Raw genomic sequence first — 17,413 nt, forward strand, 5'->3', positions numbered from 1 at the left:
CATTTGCGTCTCGAAACCCTCTTACGGTTGCGCAATTCATTGTTTAACGACATCTGGAAGCGGAAAGCCGGCGCTAGTCGGCGCAAAGATTTGGGAGAGACGTATGGCACGCGGAACCTTGCACAGGCCGTTGCTGGCGCAGGATGTCGAGAGCTGGGATATCGAAACCGACGTCGCGGTGGTGGGCTTCGGTGCATCGGGCGCCTGCGCCGCGTTGGAAGCGGCGCGCGCGGGGGCCTCGGTCACCTTGTTCGAGGCGGGTTCGGGCAGCGGCGGCGCTTCGGCGCTATCGGGTGGCGAGATCTATATCGGCGGCGGCACCGACGTGCAGCGCTCGGCCGGGTTCGAGGACACGACCGAGGCGCTCGCGGCGTATCTGAAGCTGGCGGGCGGGCCGGATGCCGATGTCGCCAAGTGCGACCTTTATGCCGAGAACAGCCTTGCGCATTACGAATGGCTCAAGGAACAAGGCGTGCCGTACAAGGGCACGTACCTGCCCGGCAAGATCATCGAGCCGCCCGAGGAGACACGCTGATCTGGTCCGGCAGCGAGGAGGCCTGGCCGTTCTCTGAAACCGCCAAACCCGCGCCGCGCGGCCACGTGCTTCAGTTCATGGGCTGGGGCGGCGGCCGCATGCTGATCGATATCCTCGAAGCGCGCGTGCGCGAAGCTGGCGTGGACGTCCGCACCGATGCCCGCGTGCAGTCGCTGATCATGGACGACGAGCGCGTGGTGGGCCTGGTCGTGCGGATCGACAACCAGTCGCTGAATGTCCGCGCGCGACGCGGCGTCGTGCTGTGTACCGGCGGCTTCGCGATGAATGCCGAGATGCTGGCGCGCTATGCGCCCGGCACGCTCAAGCTCTCCGACCCGATTGGCGAGAACGACAATGGCTCGGGCATCCTGATGGGCATGGGCGCTGGCGGCGACGCCATTCATATGGACGAATTCTTTACCACCTGCCCCTGGATTATGCCGCCCGATTTCGTGAAGGGCATCTTCGTCAATGAAGCGGGCAATCGCTTCATCAACGAGGATTGCTATCACGGCCGGGTGAGCCGCACGATCGTGGATCAGCCGGGCCGCAAAGTCTGGCTGCTCGTCGACAACGCGATCTTCAGCCAGCCGATCGAACTGGCGCGCATTTCGATCGCGGCGGTGGGCGAGACCTGGGAAGAGGTCGAAAGCGAGCTCGAGCTGGCTCCGGGCACGCTCGCGGCGACGGTCGAGACGTTCAACCGCTATGCCAGGGAGGGACACGACCCCGTGTTCCACAAGGCGCCGCAGTGGCTCAAAGTGCTGGACGAAGGGCCGTTTGCCGCGCTCGAACTGAATTTTTCGGATAGCTACTTTTCGTTCTTCACGCTGGGCGGCCTGTCCACCCTGCCCACCGGGCAGGTGCGCGATCGCGCGGGCGAGCCGGTGCCGGGGCTCTATGCGGCGGGCCGCGCGACTTCGGGTCTGCCGCGCTGGGGGCATGGCTATAGCTCGGGGATGAGCTTGGCCGACTGCACGTTCTTCGGCCGTCAGGCGGGGCGCAGCGCCGCCGCAGGCTGACGCATCACGCGGCGCTGTCCTCAAGCCGCTGCCCCCGGGTTTCGGGTAGCAATATCCAGACCAGAGGAATGGCAAGGAAGGTGAGCAGGCCCAGCGTCGCCGCAGCCGGCGCGATGGCGCCCAGTCGCGCGGACAAGGCTCCCAAAGCCCAAGGCGCGAGTACCACGCCCCAACGCGCCACGAGATTGTGGCACCAGCCGTTCGCCGCCGCGCGCAACTCGGTGGGAAACAACTCGGAATTGAGCGTATAGGCGACCACCCAGACACCGATCGACGTCTGTATTCCGACGAAGCCGAGCGCCACCGCCCACCAATCGTGGCTGAGATAGCAAACAAGGGTCAGCGTCCCCAGCGCTCCCAGAAGCAGCGACAGGGTCCAGCGCCGCCCGATCCTGTCCATCAGGAAGCCGGCACCTAGATAACCGGTAAAGGCGCCCACCAGTCCGAAAGGCGCGATCAGCGCGAGGTCGCCGGGATTCCACTGCCGCTCCTGCACGACGTAAAGCGTGAAGAACAAGGTGGAGACCGAACTGGCGAAATTGATGATGAGCCAGACCAATGTCATCGCGACGGTGCGCTTGCGCAGCGCGGGCGCGAGCAGCGCGCGCAGCTCTTGCAGCGCTGAGAACCGTCGCTCGCCGGGATTTCGCGCCGCTTGCCAGACCGGCGTCTCTGGCAGCCAGCGATAGAGGAACGGCAACGTCAGTAGCGGCGCCGCCCCCACCACGAACAACAGCCGCCAGCCCAGCGGGGAGGTAACCGCGGGCGAAAGCAGAAGGTACGGCAAGGCGGCGCCAAAGCTGCCGAACGCGCCCAGCAGGCCGTTTGCGCGCCCGCGCGCCCTGGCGGGCAGCACTTCGCTGACGATCACGTATGCGGTGGCGATCTGGGTGACGAGGAAGATGCGCGTGATCAGCTGCACCGCGGTGTAGGCCGCGAGGCTATCGACGAAGACGGTGCCGAGCGAGCCGAGCGAGAACGCCGTCGCGGATACCAGCAGGACGGGCCGGCGACCGAAGCGATCGGCCAGCCGTACCGTGGCGAACGCGAGGATCGATCCGATCGCGATCAGCGCCAGCGCGTCGCCCAGCGCGGACGACGTCGCGCCGAAGTCCTTGCTGATGTACGGCAGGACAACGCTGGTGACGCTGACGTCGAACCCTTCGAACATCACTACGATCGTCAGCAGCGCGATCAGTTGCACGTGACCGCGCGTGATCCGTTCATCTTCTGCCCGGACCATTCGTCAACTCTCCCCACGCCCACGCCCACGCCCGTGACCGTGATCGGTTCTGGCCTCCGCGTGCAACGTGTAGGCAGCTATTTGCGTAGACGGAAGCCAGATCAAGCACATCTCTCACGACGTATGCTTCATTGCATCATCGTATTGCAGATTATAGGTGTCAAAACTCACCGCACGAGGCCGTGAGCGGACAATCGGTCCGCGCGAAGCCCTTGGCGACTGATTGGGGGACGATATGCGACAGAGCACCGGCGGCGTCGCGCAAAAGGCGCGCGAACTCGGCCTTGAAATCGAGGACCCGCTCATCCTCGATGATCCCGATCAGCACGCCTGGGACGAGGAAGCCGACCTCGTCGTCGTCGGCCTGGGCGGCGCGGGGGTATCGGCGGCGCTTGAGGCCGTCGAGCGTGGCGCCAGCGTCATCGCTGTCGATCGGTACGAAGGAGGCGGCTCCACGGCCGCCAATGGTGGGATATTCTACGCAGGCGGCGGCACGGCGATCCAAAAGGAAGCGGGCGAGGAGGACACGCCCGAAGAGATGTACAAATACCTCAAGATCGAGGCAGGAGACGTCGTATCGGATGCAACACTGCGCCGGTTCGTGGATGAGAGCGTTTCGACCGTGGACTGGCTCATGTCACACGGTGGCCCGTTCAATTCGAAGACCTGGCGCAAAAAAGCGTCCTATCCCCCGCTCGACTACTTTCTCTACCATCCGGACAACACACTGGTCGGCAGCTATGCCCGCCGCGCCAAGCCGGCCGCGCGCGGGCACCGGGCTTTCGTGCGCAACGGCAAGAAGGCCTGGGGCCTCGGCATTGCGCTTTACGAACCCTTGCGCGACGCGGCGCTGAAGCTTGGCATGCGCTTCCACCGCCATAGCGAAGCCAGGCAACTGGCCATGGACACCAGCGGCCGCGTCATCGGCGTGAAGGTCCTGTCGATCCCCGAAGGATCGCCTCAGGCGAAGCGCTTCAGCCGCTACATCGCCCGTGCCGACAAGTTCCTGGCGATGCTGCCCCCCGCCCTGCCCTTTGCCGCGGTCACCATCGGCATCGGCAACCATTACTTGCGCAAGGCCATGGCGATCGAATCGCGGGGCCGCGTCACGCGCTGGATCCGCGCGCGCGAAGGCGTCTTGCTGAGCGCCGGCGGCTACATCATGAACCCCAAGATGGTGGCAGAGCATGCGCCCGACTATCGCGAGGGCATGCCCAACGGCACGCTGGGCGATCAGGGTGCGGGCATCTACCTTGGCATCTCCGCTGGCGGATCCACCGCGCTGATGAGCAAGATCAGCGCCTGGCGCTTCATCAATCCGCCCAAGGCCTGGGCCGATGCCATCGTCGTCAACGCGCGCGGCGAGCGCTTCGTCGACGAGACCGTCTATGGCGCGACGCTGGGCGAACACATCGGCGACCACCAGGGCGGCCGGGCCTGGATCATTTACGACGCCGCCGCGCGCAAGGCGGCCTTTAAGCAGGCGCGCGATCCCATCCTGGTGCCGTTCCAGCGCGACGTCACTCTGCTCAACCTGCTGTTCAATTATCAGAAGGCGCCTACGCTGGAAGCACTGGCGGCGAAAATGCCGTTCGATCCCGCAGTGCTGGTTCGGACGGTCGCCGATTACAACCGCGCCGCGCGCGGCGAAGCGCCCGATCCTTTCGGCAAGGAAATCTCGGATATGCAGACGATCGAGCAAGGGCCGTTCTATGCAATGGACATCTCGGTCGCGAGCCGGTTCCTGCCGCTACCCGTCATCAGCTTTGGTGGGCTGCGGGTCGAGGAAGAGACGGGGCTAGTGCTCGATCCGGAAGGGAAACCGATACAAGGGCTTTATGCTGCGGGTCGGTGCGCGGTGGGGATCGCCTCGCAGACGTATGTCAGCGGGCTATCTTATGCCGATTGCGTGTTCTCTGGTCGCCGCGCCGCGCGACATGTCGCCAAGGCGAACGTCTGACGTCAGGCCCGAGCGGCCGAAGGGCGGCGCGAAGCCAGGAATGCCCCGGCGGCGGTAACGAAGCACGGAACCGCCAGAAGCATAAAGGCGGTATGTCGCCCGAACGTCGAGGCCAGCGGTACCAGGACGAGCGGCGTCAGGAAGTCTCCCAGGAAGAGGGACACGTAGAGCAAGCCCATCGCGTTGGCGCGATCGTTCGGTGCCACGCGGCTCACCATCAGGTTCGCCATGTGGACCATGAACAGCCCGCTGGCGATACCGCACAACCCGCAACCCACGATCGTCTGCGCGACCGACGCCGTCGTGCCCAGGGTGAGCATGCCGGTGCCCCAAAGCGTCATGAAGGCGACCAGCGTGGCGGATGCTCCCAGCAAGGCATAGACACGGCCATAGGCAAAGGCGCCCAAGGTGCTGCCGATGGAGGTGAAGCCCAGAATGAGCGAAAGCGTGCCCGCCCCGGTAATGTCGATTTCCCGCAAGAGGAAAGGCACTTGCGTAAGGGGCGCCATTACGAGGATGCCGAAAAGGATGACGCCAAGGTAAAGCAGCCGCGCCGAAGCGAGCGGCGCGAACAGCTTACCCTGCTGGGGCTGGCTCGCGATCGTACGGCCTTGCTTGAGTAACAGGATCGCAGGCAGCACGAAGGCGAGCGCGATGGCGTAAAGCAGGAAAGCGATCCGCCAACCGAAAGTCTCGGCCAGCAGTCCCGCAAGCAACATGCCGGCGATGCTCGTGGCCGAGGAAAGGGAATTCTTGTAACCAAGCATTTTCGCGCGATCGACATCGGTAAAGCGATCCGCGATCAGTACGGTCGTGCCTAGCGAAATGATGACGGCGCAAAAGCCGATCAGGAAGCGGCTGACCAGGAGCAGCGGCGCGCTTTCGAGGATCGCGCCGGCGCTCCCGGCCAAGCCGTAGACCAGCAGCAGGAACGGCAACAGCAAGCCGAAACTGAAGCGGCTGAGCAGCCAGCCGCCAGACAGCCCACCAAGAACGAGACCGATCGCGGGCACGGTCATGACCCATTGCGCAAGCACATCGCCGCCATCGTCGGCAAATCGGTTGGCGAGGTTCGGCAGAATCGGGCCGACGACGACAAAGATGAGGCCCGAGTAAGCGGACCCGGTCAAGAGGACGGCGATCAGCCAAAATCGGCTGAGACTCGAGCCTTGGTCAGCTGGGGTGCTCGCGCGGGCATCCATCAATTTGAAACTCCCATGATGCCCCTGATGGGCTTCCGCTGCCGAAGGTGCTCGGTGCGGACTTGTTTTATCGGCCGCGCCTGTCGGAGCGCTTCAACTACTCCGTCGTTAGGACGGCCTGTGGAATCGACCGCGCACTCAATGCGAGCCGCTATAATGACGGCTTATTCGTCTCATCGAACGATCGCGGGGTGGGGAATGCGCGGTTCGCCAAGCATCTCGCGATAGGAAGGCGGCTGCACATCGCCATCATCAAGGATCCCGTAGCGGGTCGCGATCTCCGCCCCGATCAGCGTCTGGCCGGAAAGGCTTTCGCGTTCCGGATCGTCATGGATCGCGCGAATGATGCGGCCGGTGAATTCGGGCGATTCGGCCACCTTCATGAACTCGGCGTATTGTTCGGGATGCGCCGCCGCGGCCACGTCCGTACGATGGGTCTTGAGCGGCCCCATCCAGATCGAAACCGCCGAGACGCCGGTGTCCTTCAGGTCGACCGCCATATCGGCTGCGAACTTGTCGACGCCGGCTTTTTGCGCGCCATAGGCAGGCCCGTGCATGTAGCAGGCCGATCCGAAGGACGACGAGAACGTGACCAGACCGCTTGAGCGCGCGACCATCAGTGGCACCGCATAGTACGAAGCCACATATTGCGAGCGCAGGCCGATATCGAGGATCTTCACCAAATCGAGCGGCTTTTCCCAGAAAACGCCCGGATTAATCAGATCGTCGTCGATGTACGCGACGTTGTTGACGAGGATATCGAGCCGTCCCTGTTGCTCGTCGGCCACCCGTTCGAACAGCGCCTTGACCTGCCGATCATCACCGTGGTCCACCGCGACCGGAATGCCTTGTCCTCCGGCGGCCGTGATCGCATCAGCGGTCTCTTGAATGGAACCGGGGAAGCGGGACTGCCCCGCCTCGAGCGTACGACCGGTGACGTAGACCGTCGCGCCCGTGCAACCCAGGCCAACTGCCAATCCGGAACCCGCGCCACGGCTTGCGCCGGTCACCACCGCAACGATTTCGCCGGCCTTATGGCTCATGCCTCTCTCCTTGATCGAGTGAACGTTGATCCGGGCGATCTCGAACAGCCCGTACCCTGACCCGATCTTTTTATTCGCAAGCCCGTCTAAGGAGCGCGCGAAAGCTACCGCGTGAGATTTCGAGCCTCACGTTACGCAAAGTGAGACTTATCGGATCATATATCGATTGGCGACCACGTTTTTGTCGCATGATAGCGCGAATGTTCGAAATCATCCGCATTCATGGACAATGGCGCTTTCACGAGTGTTGTTACCGTGCCTTTCGGTAACAGCCACCGCCAAGGCCAATTTTCGCATCTCGACTGATAAGCTAGGTGCGTACTTTTCTATCCTCACCATACCGCAAACTGCTCACAAGATCGATATCTATGCGCCACTTGCGCAGCGGGAGGTTGGGCTGTAGGGGGCTATTGCAACAACGGAAGAAGCGATTGCGCTCATCGCGGCGCACGTCGCTCAAGTATTCAAGGGATAGGATGTAATGGAGGGTACGATGTTCACGCGCGGGAAGGGCCTGCGAGCGGCGATTCTGTCGGGCGTGTCGCTTGTGGCGTTGCCGTGCACTTCGGTTTTTGCGCAAGCGCAGGACACCGCCGTAACGCCCCCAGCGCCCCCGGCAGCACCGGAAGCCTATGGCGACATCGTCGTCACCGCGCAGCGGCGCGAGCAGAACCTGCAGGATGTTCCGATCGCGGTTTCCGCCGTCGACGAGCGCTATCTGGAGCAGCGCAACATCACCTCGATCGAACAGCTCGGCAATATCGCGCCGAACGTGAAGATCGAACGCGGCGCCAGCAACACGACGGTTGCGCAGATCACGATCCGTGGCGCCACCACGATCAACCCGGCGCTTACCTGGGAGCCCACGGTCGGGCTTTACCTGGACGGCGTCTACCTCGGCAAGGCGCAAGGCGGCTTCTTCGACGTGGCAGACATTGCCCGGGTCGAGGTACTGCGTGGTCCGCAGGGCACGCTTTACGGCCGCAACACGCTGGCCGGCGCGATCAACATCATCACGCAGAAGCCTACGGGCGAGTTCGGCGGCAAGGCGCAAGTCAGCTACGGCAATTACGATTTCCGCCAGGTTCGCGGCAATCTCGACCTGCCCAGCTTCGCGGGTTTCGCGGTCAAGCTTTCGGGACAGATCACCAAGCGCGATGGCTTCTACAAAGTCGTGCCCAATCCCGTGCCGAACGTCCCGCTGGCGGGACAGAGCAACGTGAAGTCGGTCGACAATCAGGACACCAAGAGCTTCATGGCGCAAGTGCGCTATAATCCTGTCGAAGCGCTGACGCTCGATTATGCGTTCGATTACAGCAAGGTCGATCAGCGCCCCGCCTACACGCAACCCTATAGCTTTTATTCGGGCGGTTTCTTCGATCCGACATCGCCCGCCTATCCGTTCGTCGGCGCCACGTTCCCTTACGACAAGTACGTGAACACGGAGCGCCAGGACGTAGCCTCGATCAATGAGGATGTGTTCGAACGCGTGCGCGTATATGGGCACAGCCTGACCGGCGCGCTCGATCTGGGCGACATTGGCGAACTGAAGTCGATCACCGCCTACCGCAGCGTCAATTTCGACGACCGGCTCGATCTGGACGGATCGCCCCTGCCGCTGGCGACGTCGGGTCGCGATTCGCACTACCACGCGTTCAGCCAGGAACTGCAACTGGCCGGAAGTCTCGATCGCCTGACGTACGTCGTCGGCCTGTACTATTCGGCCGACAAGGCCAAGACCATCAATCCGCAGAGCTTCTTTGCTGGATCGGCCCAGTATGATTCCCGCTATGCGGGCACGACGAAGTCCTACGCGGCGTTCGGGCAAGTCGACTATGAAGTGACGGACCAGATCACGCTCACGGGCGGTTTGCGCCTCACCAAGGAGCGCAAGACGATCAGCCGCCTCTATGGTGACCTTGCCAATCCGGCCAACAGCTTCGCCTACAACCTGGACAAGGTTCCGGGGCCGGACGTGCCCGCCGGCTTCCTGACGGCGGACCAAATTTATACGACGCCGAAGGCGAAATACAGCAACGTCTCGCCGACGCTGGTGGTCAGCTACAAGCCGACCCAGGAAGTGAACCTCTACGCAAAGTACGCGAAGGGCTTCAAGAGCGGCGGCTTCAATGGCGAATCCTCGGATCCCAACGAGCTGGCCACGCCCTACCGGCCCGAAAAGCTGGACAGCTATGAAATCGGCCTGAAATCCCGCCTGCTCGACAACCGGCTTACGCTGAATATCGCGGCGTTCTGGAACGAGAGCAAGGATCTGCAGCTGTCGGTCTTCACGGGCCAGGGCGCGGCGTCGTCCATCGTTCTCAACGCCGGCTCCGCGCGCATTCGCGGGTTGGAAGTGGAGGCCGTCGCGCGTCCGGTGGACAGCCTCACGGTCAGCGGCTCGTTCGCGTACCTCGATCCGAAGTACAAGACCTTCATCGATCGCGGGCAGGACGTGGCGGACAATCGCGCCTTCAGTCACGCGCCGCATTACCAAGCCAACGGCAGCGTCGACTGGCGCGCCTTCGAGGCGGCTGACGGCATGCGCCTCAACCTGATCGCGGACGTGGCGTACACGGCGAAGTACTTCATCTTCCCGTTCGCGCTGCGCGGACCGGTGGGCACGCAGACCGCCTACAACACGCAGGCCCCTGCCCGCACCGTCGTCGATCTGCGCGCCGTGCTCAGCGAAATCGACATGGGCGGCGTCAAGTGGTCGCTGACCGCGTTTGGGCGAAATGTCTTCGATGCGGAAAAGGAACTGACCTATATCGATTTCGGGCCGAGCTTCGGCGGCCTGACGACGGCGAACTTCATCCCGCCGCGCACCTATGGGCTGACTTTGGGCGTCAATTTCTGATCATGCCGCCTTCTCGCCTTGCAATTCATCAAGACGAGAGGGCGGTAGCGACCTGACGTTCTTAACCGTCCTACAAACGTCGAGGGGGGAGCGCTGAGCGTTCCCCCCCTCGATTTATATTCCCTGTGCGACCACCATCGGCCGCATCACAGTTTGGCGATCACTCTGTCGGCGAAGCGCGCGAAGTCGTCGATCTTGTCCTGAAGCGGCTGCGTGTCTTCCTCCACGGCGTAGAGATTGCGGAAGGCGACCGGCATATCGGTGACGCCAAGGTCTTCCATCCGCTTGACGACATCGGTCGTGATTTCGCCCATCTCGGTTGCGAAGATGCGGAAAGGCTCGCTGGTGCGCCCGTATTCCTCGCGGTAATTGGCGATCTTTTCCAGCAGCGGTTCGAGCTGCCCGACACCGCCGCCCGCATACATGAAGCCATCGTTGCGCGCGGCGCGCTTGAGCGCCGCGTCGGAATGTCCGCCAATCAGGATAGGCAGTGGCTTCGCGGGCGCGGGATTGATCTTCACCGGCGGCAGGTCGTAGAATTCGCCGTGAAATTCGAAGTAGTCGCCCGTGCACAGACCGCGAACGATGGCGATGCACTCGTCAAACCGCTTGCCCCGCTTGGCATAGTCGACGCCCATCACCGCGTAGTCTTCGGGCCAGACGCTCAGACCCACCCCGAAGTTGAAGCGATCGTTGGTGATCGCCGCGACGGATGCCGCCAGTTTGGCGGAGTAAAGCGGCGGCCGAACCGGGAGCTTCACGACGTTCGTGGTCAGTTCGAGCGTCTTGGTGGCAGTGCCGATGGCCGTTGCGATGATGAAGCTTTCGACGAACGGCTTGTTCTCGAGGAACTCGCGCCCGCCATCGTCAGTGTAGCTGTACTGGGTGTCGGACGCCTTGGGATAGATCAGGCTGTCCGGAATCGCGAACCCGGCATAGCCCTGCGCTTCGACCGCTTGCGCGAGAGGGACGAAATTGGTGATCTGCGTCATGCCTTCGGCGCAATGAAACCGCACTTTTTACTCTCCCATATTTCTTGGAGTCTGAATTCCGGAAAACTGCGCCATATCTACGACATCTGTTCGATGGCATCCGGTTCCCAGTAGCCCCGGAGCGACGTGAGCAAACCGTCCTCGTTGACGCTGTAGGTGAAGATGCCGTTGATCCGGATATGGGATTGGACGCCCTCGGCCTCAGTCCTCAAGTCGAGAGTCACGTGGTTGGCGCACTCGTTCGCCGCGCCGTAAGATTGATGGATCGTGATGGCGATATCGCTGTTGGCGATATTGCTGTTCCAGAAAATCTCGCGCTCCTCCGGCGTTCGGTGTCCGCGCCCGGCGGGGTCCAGATACGATACGCCGATCGGATCTTCGATGACCCCATCGGGAGCGAACAGGTTCAGCCAGCCCGCCTTGTCGTGATTTTTCACGTACTCGCGGGATTGCAACGCGGCGATTTTCGCTGGGTAGGAGGTAGACATCCTCGGATCTCCTGGCGGCGATAAGTTTCTTTTATTTTTTCGTCAGCGTGCCCACGCTCGGCGTCGGACGCCGTCGAGACGTTGGCACTGTCCTCAGCATATTTGGCGCTCCCGGGTTTGGCCACCAAGGGAATCGTCTCAAAGGAACATGAAATTCACCCGCCGCATTGGAATCGGGTTTTGGCTTTGGTTCCTGGATCGGGCGAAGGTTACGGTGCCAGCCGGGGACGAGGGTTGCCGTTGCAGCAAATGAGCCACTGAAAGACATAACGATACAGGGAGGAGCGACACGATCATGAGGGAAACGAAGTTGAAAGGGCCCGACGCCTTCTGTCGCAGTTATGGTGAGGCCATGCGGGTCAAGGACGGGCGGCAGATCGCCGGCCACTATCTGTTCCCTTACATCTCCTTCACGCTGGGCCACGTCCACAGTTTCGAGGATCGAGACAGCGCAGACGCGGCTTGCATCGATCAGATCGCCCGCTTCGAAAGGGCCGGGGTCGGATCCGACATCCGGCTGACGTCGTTCCGCTGCGAACCGGTGTCCGACGATGCCGCGCTGTGTCATGTGACCTGGGAAGTCTTCCCCCCGAACGCGATACCCGGATGGTCCTGGACGAACGTCTATGGCTACCGCCGTCGCGGCGAGACCGAAGGATTCGAATTCAACATTTCCGACCAGGAGATCGGCAAGCTTCTCGAGCGCTTCCCGGACTTCTACGAGCAGTAAGCTCTCCAGCGAAAGCCGTCCGCGCGGCAGACACCGCTTATTACCGGCCAGGGCGCGCCCTTCAGCGAAACGCCCGGCGCGATCCAATCTTACTGACATTCTTTCGGAAGAGACGGGGCTTTGCCGAGCCTCAAGCAGGGAGCGGATATGACTGACGACATGGCAGGAAAAGTGGCGCTGGTGACCGGTGCGGCGGGCGGGATCGGGCGCGCGACCGCCCTCGCCTTTGCACGGTCGGGTGCCGCAGTGATCGTGGCCGATGTGAACGAGAGCGGGGGCCGGGAAACGGTCGATCAAGTGACATCCGCTGGCGGCAAGGCCGCGTTTCAAAGCTGCGATGTCAGCAATGCCGAAGACGTCAAAGCACTGGTCGCTCGGGCCGTCAGCGAATTCGGCCGTCTCGACTTCGCGCACAACAACGCGGGCATCAACAACCCCGCCGTGGATGAATGGGACGAGGCCGCCTACGAGCGCAGCCTTTCGATCAACCTCAAGGGCGTCATGCTGTGCATGCGCGAGGAAGCGACCGAAATGCTCAAGAACGGAGGCGGCGCGATCGTCAACACCGCGTCGATCAATGGGCTTGTCGGCAATGCCAGCCAGCCCGCCTATACCGCCGGCAAGCATGGCGTGGTCGGCCTCACTCGCAGCGCGGCGCTGAAATGGGCGCAAGCCGGCATTCGCGTGAACGCGGTATGCCCCGGCGTCATCGACACGCCTATGTCCGCGACCGCCGCGTCGGACCCGCAAATCCGCGCCATCATCGAGCAGATGACGCCGATGGGCCGGATGGGACGCCCCGAAGAAATCGCCGCCGCGGTGGTCTGGCTATGTTCGGACCAGGCCAGCTTCATCACCGGGCATCCGCTCGTGATCGACGGCGGCGCGACCGTCTACTGATTGCCGTATCGGCAAAATCCATGCGGACGGGAAGCGACGCTTCTCGTCCGCATAGGCACGTTCAGGCCGCGGCCTTGGCTTGCGCCTTCTGACCTTCCGGCCCCGCCCACTCGGCGTAGAACTGATAATACCACCGGCGGAAGTCCGCGATCGGACCATCGCCCTCGCAGATCAACGCGCGTTCCACGAAGCGCTGGCGATCCCAGATTACCTTGTCCTGATCGAACTGCTTGACGATGTCGCGGATCAGCGCCCGGGCGAGGCCCGCCATGGGACCTTCCGCCTCGGAGCGCGGCTGGGTGAACGCAAACCGCACGCGCACGAGGTCGCGATCGATCGGAGTCGTGCCCGCGACCAGCAGCGTTTCCGAGATACCGCTGAAGCGCGTCCACGATTGCCCCGGCCCGATGCTGGCATTCGCGATCCGACCGTCGATCTCGCCTTTGGGCGTGCCCATCTTCGCCTTTACGAGACCCGTTCGGCGATGCCCGTCGAAGCCGACCTCGGCATCGGGATATGTCGCCGTCCCGTGCACGTATTTGAAGTGCGCGTTGTCGGCCGCGTTCTCCGCCATGAATTGCAGGGGCGCGTGGACCAGCCATTCGTAGCGATCGTAGGCGGTCCATTCCGGATCGCTGGTCTCCGGGAAAACGTCGATGTCCCACATCGGCGCCTCACCCATCGGATGATACCAGACCCACACGAAGCCGTTCGCTTCTGCCGTCGGCCAACCGCCGCAGGGTCGCTTGGCCTGGGGCGGGATCGACTTGGAATAGGGAACGTCGACGACCGCGCCGGTTTCATCATAGCGCCAGGCGTGAAACGGGCATTCGAGATCGTTGCCATTCACCCGCCCGCCGTAGCCCATATGCGCACCGAGATGACGGCAGTAGGCATCGATCACGCGCGCCTTGCCGTCCTCGCCGCGCCATGCCGCCAGCTCCTTGCCGAAGTAGCGCAAGGGCTTGGCTTCGCCGGAGGGCAATTCGTCGGAATAGCACAGGACGTACCAGCCGTAGGGATAAGGCAGATCGAGCGCGCCGCGTTCTTCCGCGCTGACTTTGTTCTCGATGGGGGCGACGCGCCAGTTCTTCAGCTCATCCCCGCGCAAGGCGCCGAGCACCTTCCAGACCGCGACGGGCGCCGTGCGTGCGTCCGATGACGCGTGATCATGTGCCATAACCATCTCTCCCTCACGCGCTGCTACGCCAAGACGAGCGCTAGGCGCGATTCCTTGTCGATCCTCGCTTTCCTTGACCTATCGCCTAATTTTATACTCTAGTCCAGCTTTTTTGATCTGATACTCGTCACTGTCGGGTCACAGCCCCTGCAATGATCGTGGCAGCGGCATGCAGACGGGCTTCGAGCGGGTAAGAGTCGAGCATTCGCCAGTTGTGAATGATGCCGATGTAAACGCTCACCAGCATCTCGCCGAGCACACGGCGCTCGACATCGCTGCGAACGTCATCGGTTTCTTCGGCATCAAGAAGCCGCAGGAACGCGTCAGTGAGGCGCGCAAGTCGGTCGATGCCCGGCTGATCCCCCCAGCTCTGCTCGCTGATCCCGACGAGGAAGCGCACCGCATCGCCGCGCTTTTCGAGATTGCGGGCACTTTCGGTGAAAATTCCGATGATCCGGTCCGCCGTCGCGAGGGGCCGCTCGCGGTAGCTGTCGATCAAGGCGATGAAGTCGGTGTCCAGCTGCTCTACCAAAGCCGCGATGATCGCCGCCTTGCTGGCGAAGTAGTTGAACAAGGTGGCGCGCGAGACTTCGGCCGCTTGGGCGATCTGGTCCATGGTGACGCCGGTCGCACCGGCCGTTGCAAAGTGGGAGCGCGCCGCCTTCATGATCGCAGCACGCGTCCTCGCCTTGTTGAGCTCTCGCCGGGATTGCGTTGCCTGCTGGTTCACGTGGTCTCTGTCTCGCTGCAAGATTGCCCGTCCGATAATGCATGGCCGAGCGCCCGTATAGAGATGCGCTGGCGCCAGCGCCGTTCGGCTCCGTCAGACGTCGGGTCGCCGCGCCGCCCAGGGCGCGGCTTGCTCCAGTTGCCCGGCAAGGCGAAAGAGGAGTGCCTCCTCGCCATAGCGCCCCGAAAACATCACGCCGATCGGCAGCCCGCTTCGCGAAGTGGCGAGCGGCACAGACATGCTGGGCTGTCCCGTGTAATTCATGATTCCGGTGAAGGGTGTGAAAGCCGAAACGGCCGTGAAGTAGTCGCTCATCTGTGCGGGCGAGAGGCCGAGAACCCCCAGCGGCAAGGGCGGCGACGCCAGAGTGGGAGTCAGCAAGACATCGTACCGCTCCATGAATTGCGCCATGGTGACGGCCGCTTCCTGCAAATCATTGTTGGCGCGGGCATATTCGACGCCGGTCGTCTTGAGACCCATGGTGTAATAAGCGAGCGTCACCGGCTCGAGACCGTCGAGGCCGGGGGCGATGCCCGTCGCCGTCTCGCGGGCCTGAAGGTCTGCGGCGAGTGACGACGAGACGATGGCGAAGCTGGCTCTCCCGAGCTTGCCCGCGTCCAGCTGAGGAGCGGCCTCCTCCACATGATGACCGAGACTTTCGCACAGCCGCGCGGCGGCCTGCACTGCCGCTACGACCTCTGGATCGACCGGCGTACCCGCCATCGGCGTGACGCTTAGCGCGATGCGCAGCTTGCCGGGATTTGTGCGCACCTCGTCCAGAAACGGCCGCTCGGGAGAGGGCGCGCCATAACGCGAGCCGGGTTCGATGCCATGGGTCGCATCGAGAATTGCAGCGCTGTCCCGCACGCTGCGGGTGATGGCATGAGCGACTGACATTCCTCCCCAGCCTTCGGTGCGCAGCGGGCCCATGGGCACGCGGCCGCGACTGGGCTTCAGGCCGAACAAGCCGCAGCAAGACGCGGGGATTCGGATAGACCCGCCACCGTCGGTGGCATGCGCGGCGGGGATGACCCCCGCCGCCACCGCAACCGCCGCGCCGCCGCTCGAACCACCGCTGGTGCGCGAAGGATCCCAGGGATTTCGCGTGGCGCCGGTCGCCGCCGATTCGGTTGTCGGCGTCAGTCCGAACTCGGGCGTGGTGGTCTTTCCGAAGATGACGAGGCCAGCCCGTTCATGGCGGCGGACCAGCTCCGAAGTGACGGTCGCTCTGGCATCCTTGTAGTATCTGCTGCCCTGCCCGGTCACTTCGCCTGCGATGTACGTACTCAGATCCTTGATCAGCCAGGGCACCCCTGTGAATGGGCCTTCTGGCAAACCGCGGGCAATGGCCTTGCGCGCATAGTCGTAGTGTTTTCGCGCCAGGAAGTTGTAGGCCGGGTTCAAGGCTTCCGCCCGGACGATCGCCATATCCAGAAGCTCTGCAGCCGTGACCTGCTTGCGCGCCACCAGCCGCGCCAGCCCAAGAGCGTCGTGCTCCTCCAGAACGCTCGAAGGCGCAGCGGCTGCGCTCGCCCGACCTGCCAGCGAGGCCCCTGCAGCGGTCGCCACCACGCCTGCGACAACCTCGCGCCGCGACAAGTTCATGGGCGGCAAATGCGGTGCACCCTCATCGACTGATCCTGCCATCGAAACTCCCCTCGCTTGTTTTTGATCTACCCGATCGTTCTGCATCAGAGTATATGTATAGACTAGAGTATAATACATCAGGGGATGTGCCGTGGAACGGTTCAAGGGCAAAGTTGCCATCGTCACGGGTGGCAGCGACGGCATCGGGCGAGCGACCGTAGAGAGACTCTGCAGCGAAGGGGCGCATGTCGTGATCTGCGCGAGACGGGCGGATCGACTGGCCGAGACGCAGGCCGCGATCGAGGCTTCCGGCGGCTCGGTCGAAACGCAGGTCCTCGATGTCAGCGATGCGGAAGCGTTCGCGGCCATGATTGGCGATGTGGCCGAGCGACACGGTCGGCTCGATATTCTGGTGAACAATGCCATGTCGGTCCATTACGGGCCGCTGCTGGATGCCACACTCGACGACTGGCGCGAGGACTTTGCGGTCAATGCCGACGCGGTCTTTATCGGCACGCGCGAAGCGATGCGCGTGATGATCCCCCAAGGCTCGGGCGCGATCGTGAACATTTCCTCCACCACGGGGCTGCGGGCCCTGTCCGGGATGGCCAGTTATTCGGCGTCGAAGGCGGCCCTCATCCACTTCACCGCTGTCGCGGCGATGGAGGGCGCGCCGCACAACGTGCGCGTCAACACGATCGTGCCGGGACAAGTCGCCACGCCGGCAACCCTAGCCTATCAGGAGATGACGCCGGACACGGCCGATGCCACGACCGCCGCCATTCCGATGAAGCGTTCCGGCCAACCGAACGAGCTTGCCGCGGCGATCACCTTTCTGCTGTCCGACGATGCCAGCTACATCACCGGCGTGGCCCTACCCGTCGATGGCGGCAAGGCCGTGCAGCTCTACATGCCGTGATGAACCTCCGTCCGCGCGGATC

The 17,413-nt window shown here is 63.1% G+C and carries 15 protein-coding genes; 7 read left to right on the forward strand and 8 right to left on the reverse strand.

From position 1 onward, the window contains the following. Nucleotides 1-103 precede the first annotated feature (103 nt). Together GQO94_RS21200 and GQO94_RS02210 are read left to right on the forward strand one after the other, a co-directional pair. Nucleotides 104-535, forward strand: coding sequence for an FAD-dependent oxidoreductase (locus tag GQO94_RS21200; protein WP_269748725.1), 432 nt, complete (start codon nucleotides 104-106; stop codon nucleotides 533-535). Then, complete coding sequence (locus GQO94_RS02210) at nucleotides 454-1,557, forward strand: FAD-dependent oxidoreductase (RefSeq protein ID WP_269748727.1); 1,104 nt, start codon at nucleotides 454-456, stop codon at nucleotides 1,555-1,557. Before GQO94_RS21200 ends, GQO94_RS02210 begins: the two co-directional genes overlap by 82 nt. 4 nt (nucleotides 1,558-1,561) lie before the next feature. Here the strand turns inward: GQO94_RS02210 and GQO94_RS02215 are convergent, their stop codons facing one another. Further along, nucleotides 1,562-2,800, reverse strand: a complete 1,239-nt coding sequence (locus tag GQO94_RS02215) for an MFS transporter (protein ID WP_156839523.1) — start codon at nucleotides 2,798-2,800, stop codon at nucleotides 1,562-1,564. Nucleotides 2,801-3,035: 235 nt separating this feature from the next. On the opposite strand from GQO94_RS02215, the gene GQO94_RS02220 reads away from it, so the two are divergent. Further along, nucleotides 3,036-4,760, forward strand: coding sequence for an FAD-binding protein (locus GQO94_RS02220; protein WP_156839524.1), 1,725 nt, complete (start codon nucleotides 3,036-3,038; stop codon nucleotides 4,758-4,760). A gap of 2 nt (nucleotides 4,761-4,762) precedes the next feature. Here GQO94_RS02220 and GQO94_RS02225 read toward each other — a convergent pair whose 3' ends face one another. Together GQO94_RS02225 and GQO94_RS02230 are read right to left on the reverse strand one after the other, a co-directional pair. After that, the gene (locus GQO94_RS02225) at nucleotides 4,763-5,890 is read right to left on the reverse strand and encodes an MFS transporter (RefSeq protein WP_198045762.1); all 1,128 of its coding nucleotides are present in this window, start codon (nucleotides 5,888-5,890) and stop codon (nucleotides 4,763-4,765) included. A gap of 245 nt (nucleotides 5,891-6,135) precedes the next feature. Then, entirely contained in the window at nucleotides 6,136-7,005 is an 870-nt protein-coding gene (locus GQO94_RS02230; RefSeq protein ID WP_156839526.1) for an SDR family NAD(P)-dependent oxidoreductase, read from the reverse strand. Nucleotides 7,006-7,498: 493 nt separating this feature from the next. On the opposite strand from GQO94_RS02230, the gene GQO94_RS02235 reads away from it, so the two are divergent. Next, nucleotides 7,499-9,865 carry a TonB-dependent receptor gene (locus GQO94_RS02235; protein WP_156839527.1) on the forward strand — a complete coding sequence of 789 codons (2,367 nt, stop codon included), beginning with the start codon at nucleotides 7,499-7,501 and terminating at the stop codon, nucleotides 9,863-9,865. A gap of 146 nt (nucleotides 9,866-10,011) precedes the next feature. Here GQO94_RS02235 and GQO94_RS02240 read toward each other — a convergent pair whose 3' ends face one another. Both GQO94_RS02240 and GQO94_RS02245 read right to left on the reverse strand, forming a co-directional pair. Next, nucleotides 10,012-10,881 carry an LLM class flavin-dependent oxidoreductase gene (locus GQO94_RS02240; RefSeq protein ID WP_156839528.1) on the reverse strand — a complete coding sequence of 290 codons (870 nt, stop codon included), beginning with the start codon at nucleotides 10,879-10,881 and terminating at the stop codon, nucleotides 10,012-10,014. A 53-nt stretch (nucleotides 10,882-10,934) separates the two neighbouring features. Continuing rightward, the gene (locus tag GQO94_RS02245) at nucleotides 10,935-11,345 is read right to left on the reverse strand and encodes a nuclear transport factor 2 family protein (RefSeq protein WP_156839529.1); all 411 of its coding nucleotides are present in this window, start codon (nucleotides 11,343-11,345) and stop codon (nucleotides 10,935-10,937) included. A 295-nt stretch (nucleotides 11,346-11,640) separates the two neighbouring features. Here GQO94_RS02245 and GQO94_RS02250 point away from each other — a divergent pair, with 295 nt between their 5' ends. Next, complete coding sequence (locus GQO94_RS02250; RefSeq protein ID WP_232332726.1) at nucleotides 11,641-12,075, forward strand: hypothetical protein; 435 nt, start codon at nucleotides 11,641-11,643, stop codon at nucleotides 12,073-12,075. Nucleotides 12,076-12,222: 147 nt separating this feature from the next. After that, nucleotides 12,223-12,975 (forward strand): glucose 1-dehydrogenase, encoded by a 753-nt coding sequence (locus tag GQO94_RS02255; protein WP_156839531.1) that lies wholly within the window; start codon nucleotides 12,223-12,225, stop codon nucleotides 12,973-12,975. A gap of 61 nt (nucleotides 12,976-13,036) precedes the next feature. Here GQO94_RS02255 and GQO94_RS02260 read toward each other — a convergent pair whose 3' ends face one another. From GQO94_RS02260 to GQO94_RS02270, 3 genes are all read right to left on the reverse strand, one after another. Further along, on the reverse strand, nucleotides 13,037-14,155 hold the full coding sequence (locus tag GQO94_RS02260; RefSeq protein ID WP_156839532.1) for an aromatic ring-hydroxylating oxygenase subunit alpha: 1,119 nt from the start codon (nucleotides 14,153-14,155) through the stop codon (nucleotides 13,037-13,039). A gap of 127 nt (nucleotides 14,156-14,282) precedes the next feature. Beyond that, a complete protein-coding gene (locus GQO94_RS02265) occupies nucleotides 14,283-14,885 on the reverse strand; it encodes a TetR/AcrR family transcriptional regulator (protein WP_156839533.1) in 603 nt (200 codons plus the stop codon). A gap of 93 nt (nucleotides 14,886-14,978) precedes the next feature. Continuing rightward, nucleotides 14,979-16,532, reverse strand: coding sequence for an amidase (locus GQO94_RS02270; protein WP_232332727.1), 1,554 nt, complete (start codon nucleotides 16,530-16,532; stop codon nucleotides 14,979-14,981). Between the two features lie 91 nt (nucleotides 16,533-16,623). Here GQO94_RS02270 and GQO94_RS02275 point away from each other — a divergent pair, with 91 nt between their 5' ends. Continuing rightward, nucleotides 16,624-17,391 carry an SDR family NAD(P)-dependent oxidoreductase gene (locus GQO94_RS02275; RefSeq protein WP_156839534.1) on the forward strand — a complete coding sequence of 256 codons (768 nt, stop codon included), beginning with the start codon at nucleotides 16,624-16,626 and terminating at the stop codon, nucleotides 17,389-17,391. Nucleotides 17,392-17,413: the final 22 nt, after the last annotated feature.

This window comes from Novosphingobium aquimarinum, assembly GCF_009746585.1.
GTDB lineage: Bacteria > Pseudomonadota > Alphaproteobacteria > Sphingomonadales > Sphingomonadaceae > Novosphingobium > Novosphingobium aquimarinum.

Excerpts from the sequence above, each read along its gene's own strand:
- GQO94_RS21200 (WP_269748725.1), top strand. The coding sequence starts at position 104 with ATGGCACGCGGAACCTTGCACAGGCCGTTGCTGGCGCAGGATGTCGAG.
- GQO94_RS02210 (WP_269748727.1), top strand. The coding sequence starts at position 454 with ATGGCTCAAGGAACAAGGCGTGCCGTACAAGGGCACGTACCTGCCCGG.
- GQO94_RS02215 (WP_156839523.1), bottom strand. The coding sequence starts at position 2,800 with ATGGTCCGGGCAGAAGATGAACGGATCACGCGCGGTCACGTGCAACTG.
- GQO94_RS02220 (WP_156839524.1), top strand. The coding sequence starts at position 3,036 with ATGCGACAGAGCACCGGCGGCGTCGCGCAAAAGGCGCGCGAACTCGGC.
- GQO94_RS02230 (WP_156839526.1), bottom strand. The coding sequence starts at position 7,005 with ATGAGCCATAAGGCCGGCGAAATCGTTGCGGTGGTGACCGGCGCAAGC.
- GQO94_RS02235 (WP_156839527.1), top strand. The coding sequence starts at position 7,499 with ATGTTCACGCGCGGGAAGGGCCTGCGAGCGGCGATTCTGTCGGGCGTG.
- GQO94_RS02245 (WP_156839529.1), bottom strand. The coding sequence starts at position 11,345 with ATGTCTACCTCCTACCCAGCGAAAATCGCCGCGTTGCAATCCCGCGAG.
- GQO94_RS02250 (WP_232332726.1), top strand. The coding sequence starts at position 11,641 with ATGAGGGAAACGAAGTTGAAAGGGCCCGACGCCTTCTGTCGCAGTTAT.
- GQO94_RS02255 (WP_156839531.1), top strand. The coding sequence starts at position 12,223 with ATGACTGACGACATGGCAGGAAAAGTGGCGCTGGTGACCGGTGCGGCG.
- GQO94_RS02260 (WP_156839532.1), bottom strand. The coding sequence starts at position 14,155 with ATGGCACATGATCACGCGTCATCGGACGCACGCACGGCGCCCGTCGCG.
- GQO94_RS02270 (WP_232332727.1), bottom strand. The coding sequence starts at position 16,532 with ATGGCAGGATCAGTCGATGAGGGTGCACCGCATTTGCCGCCCATGAAC.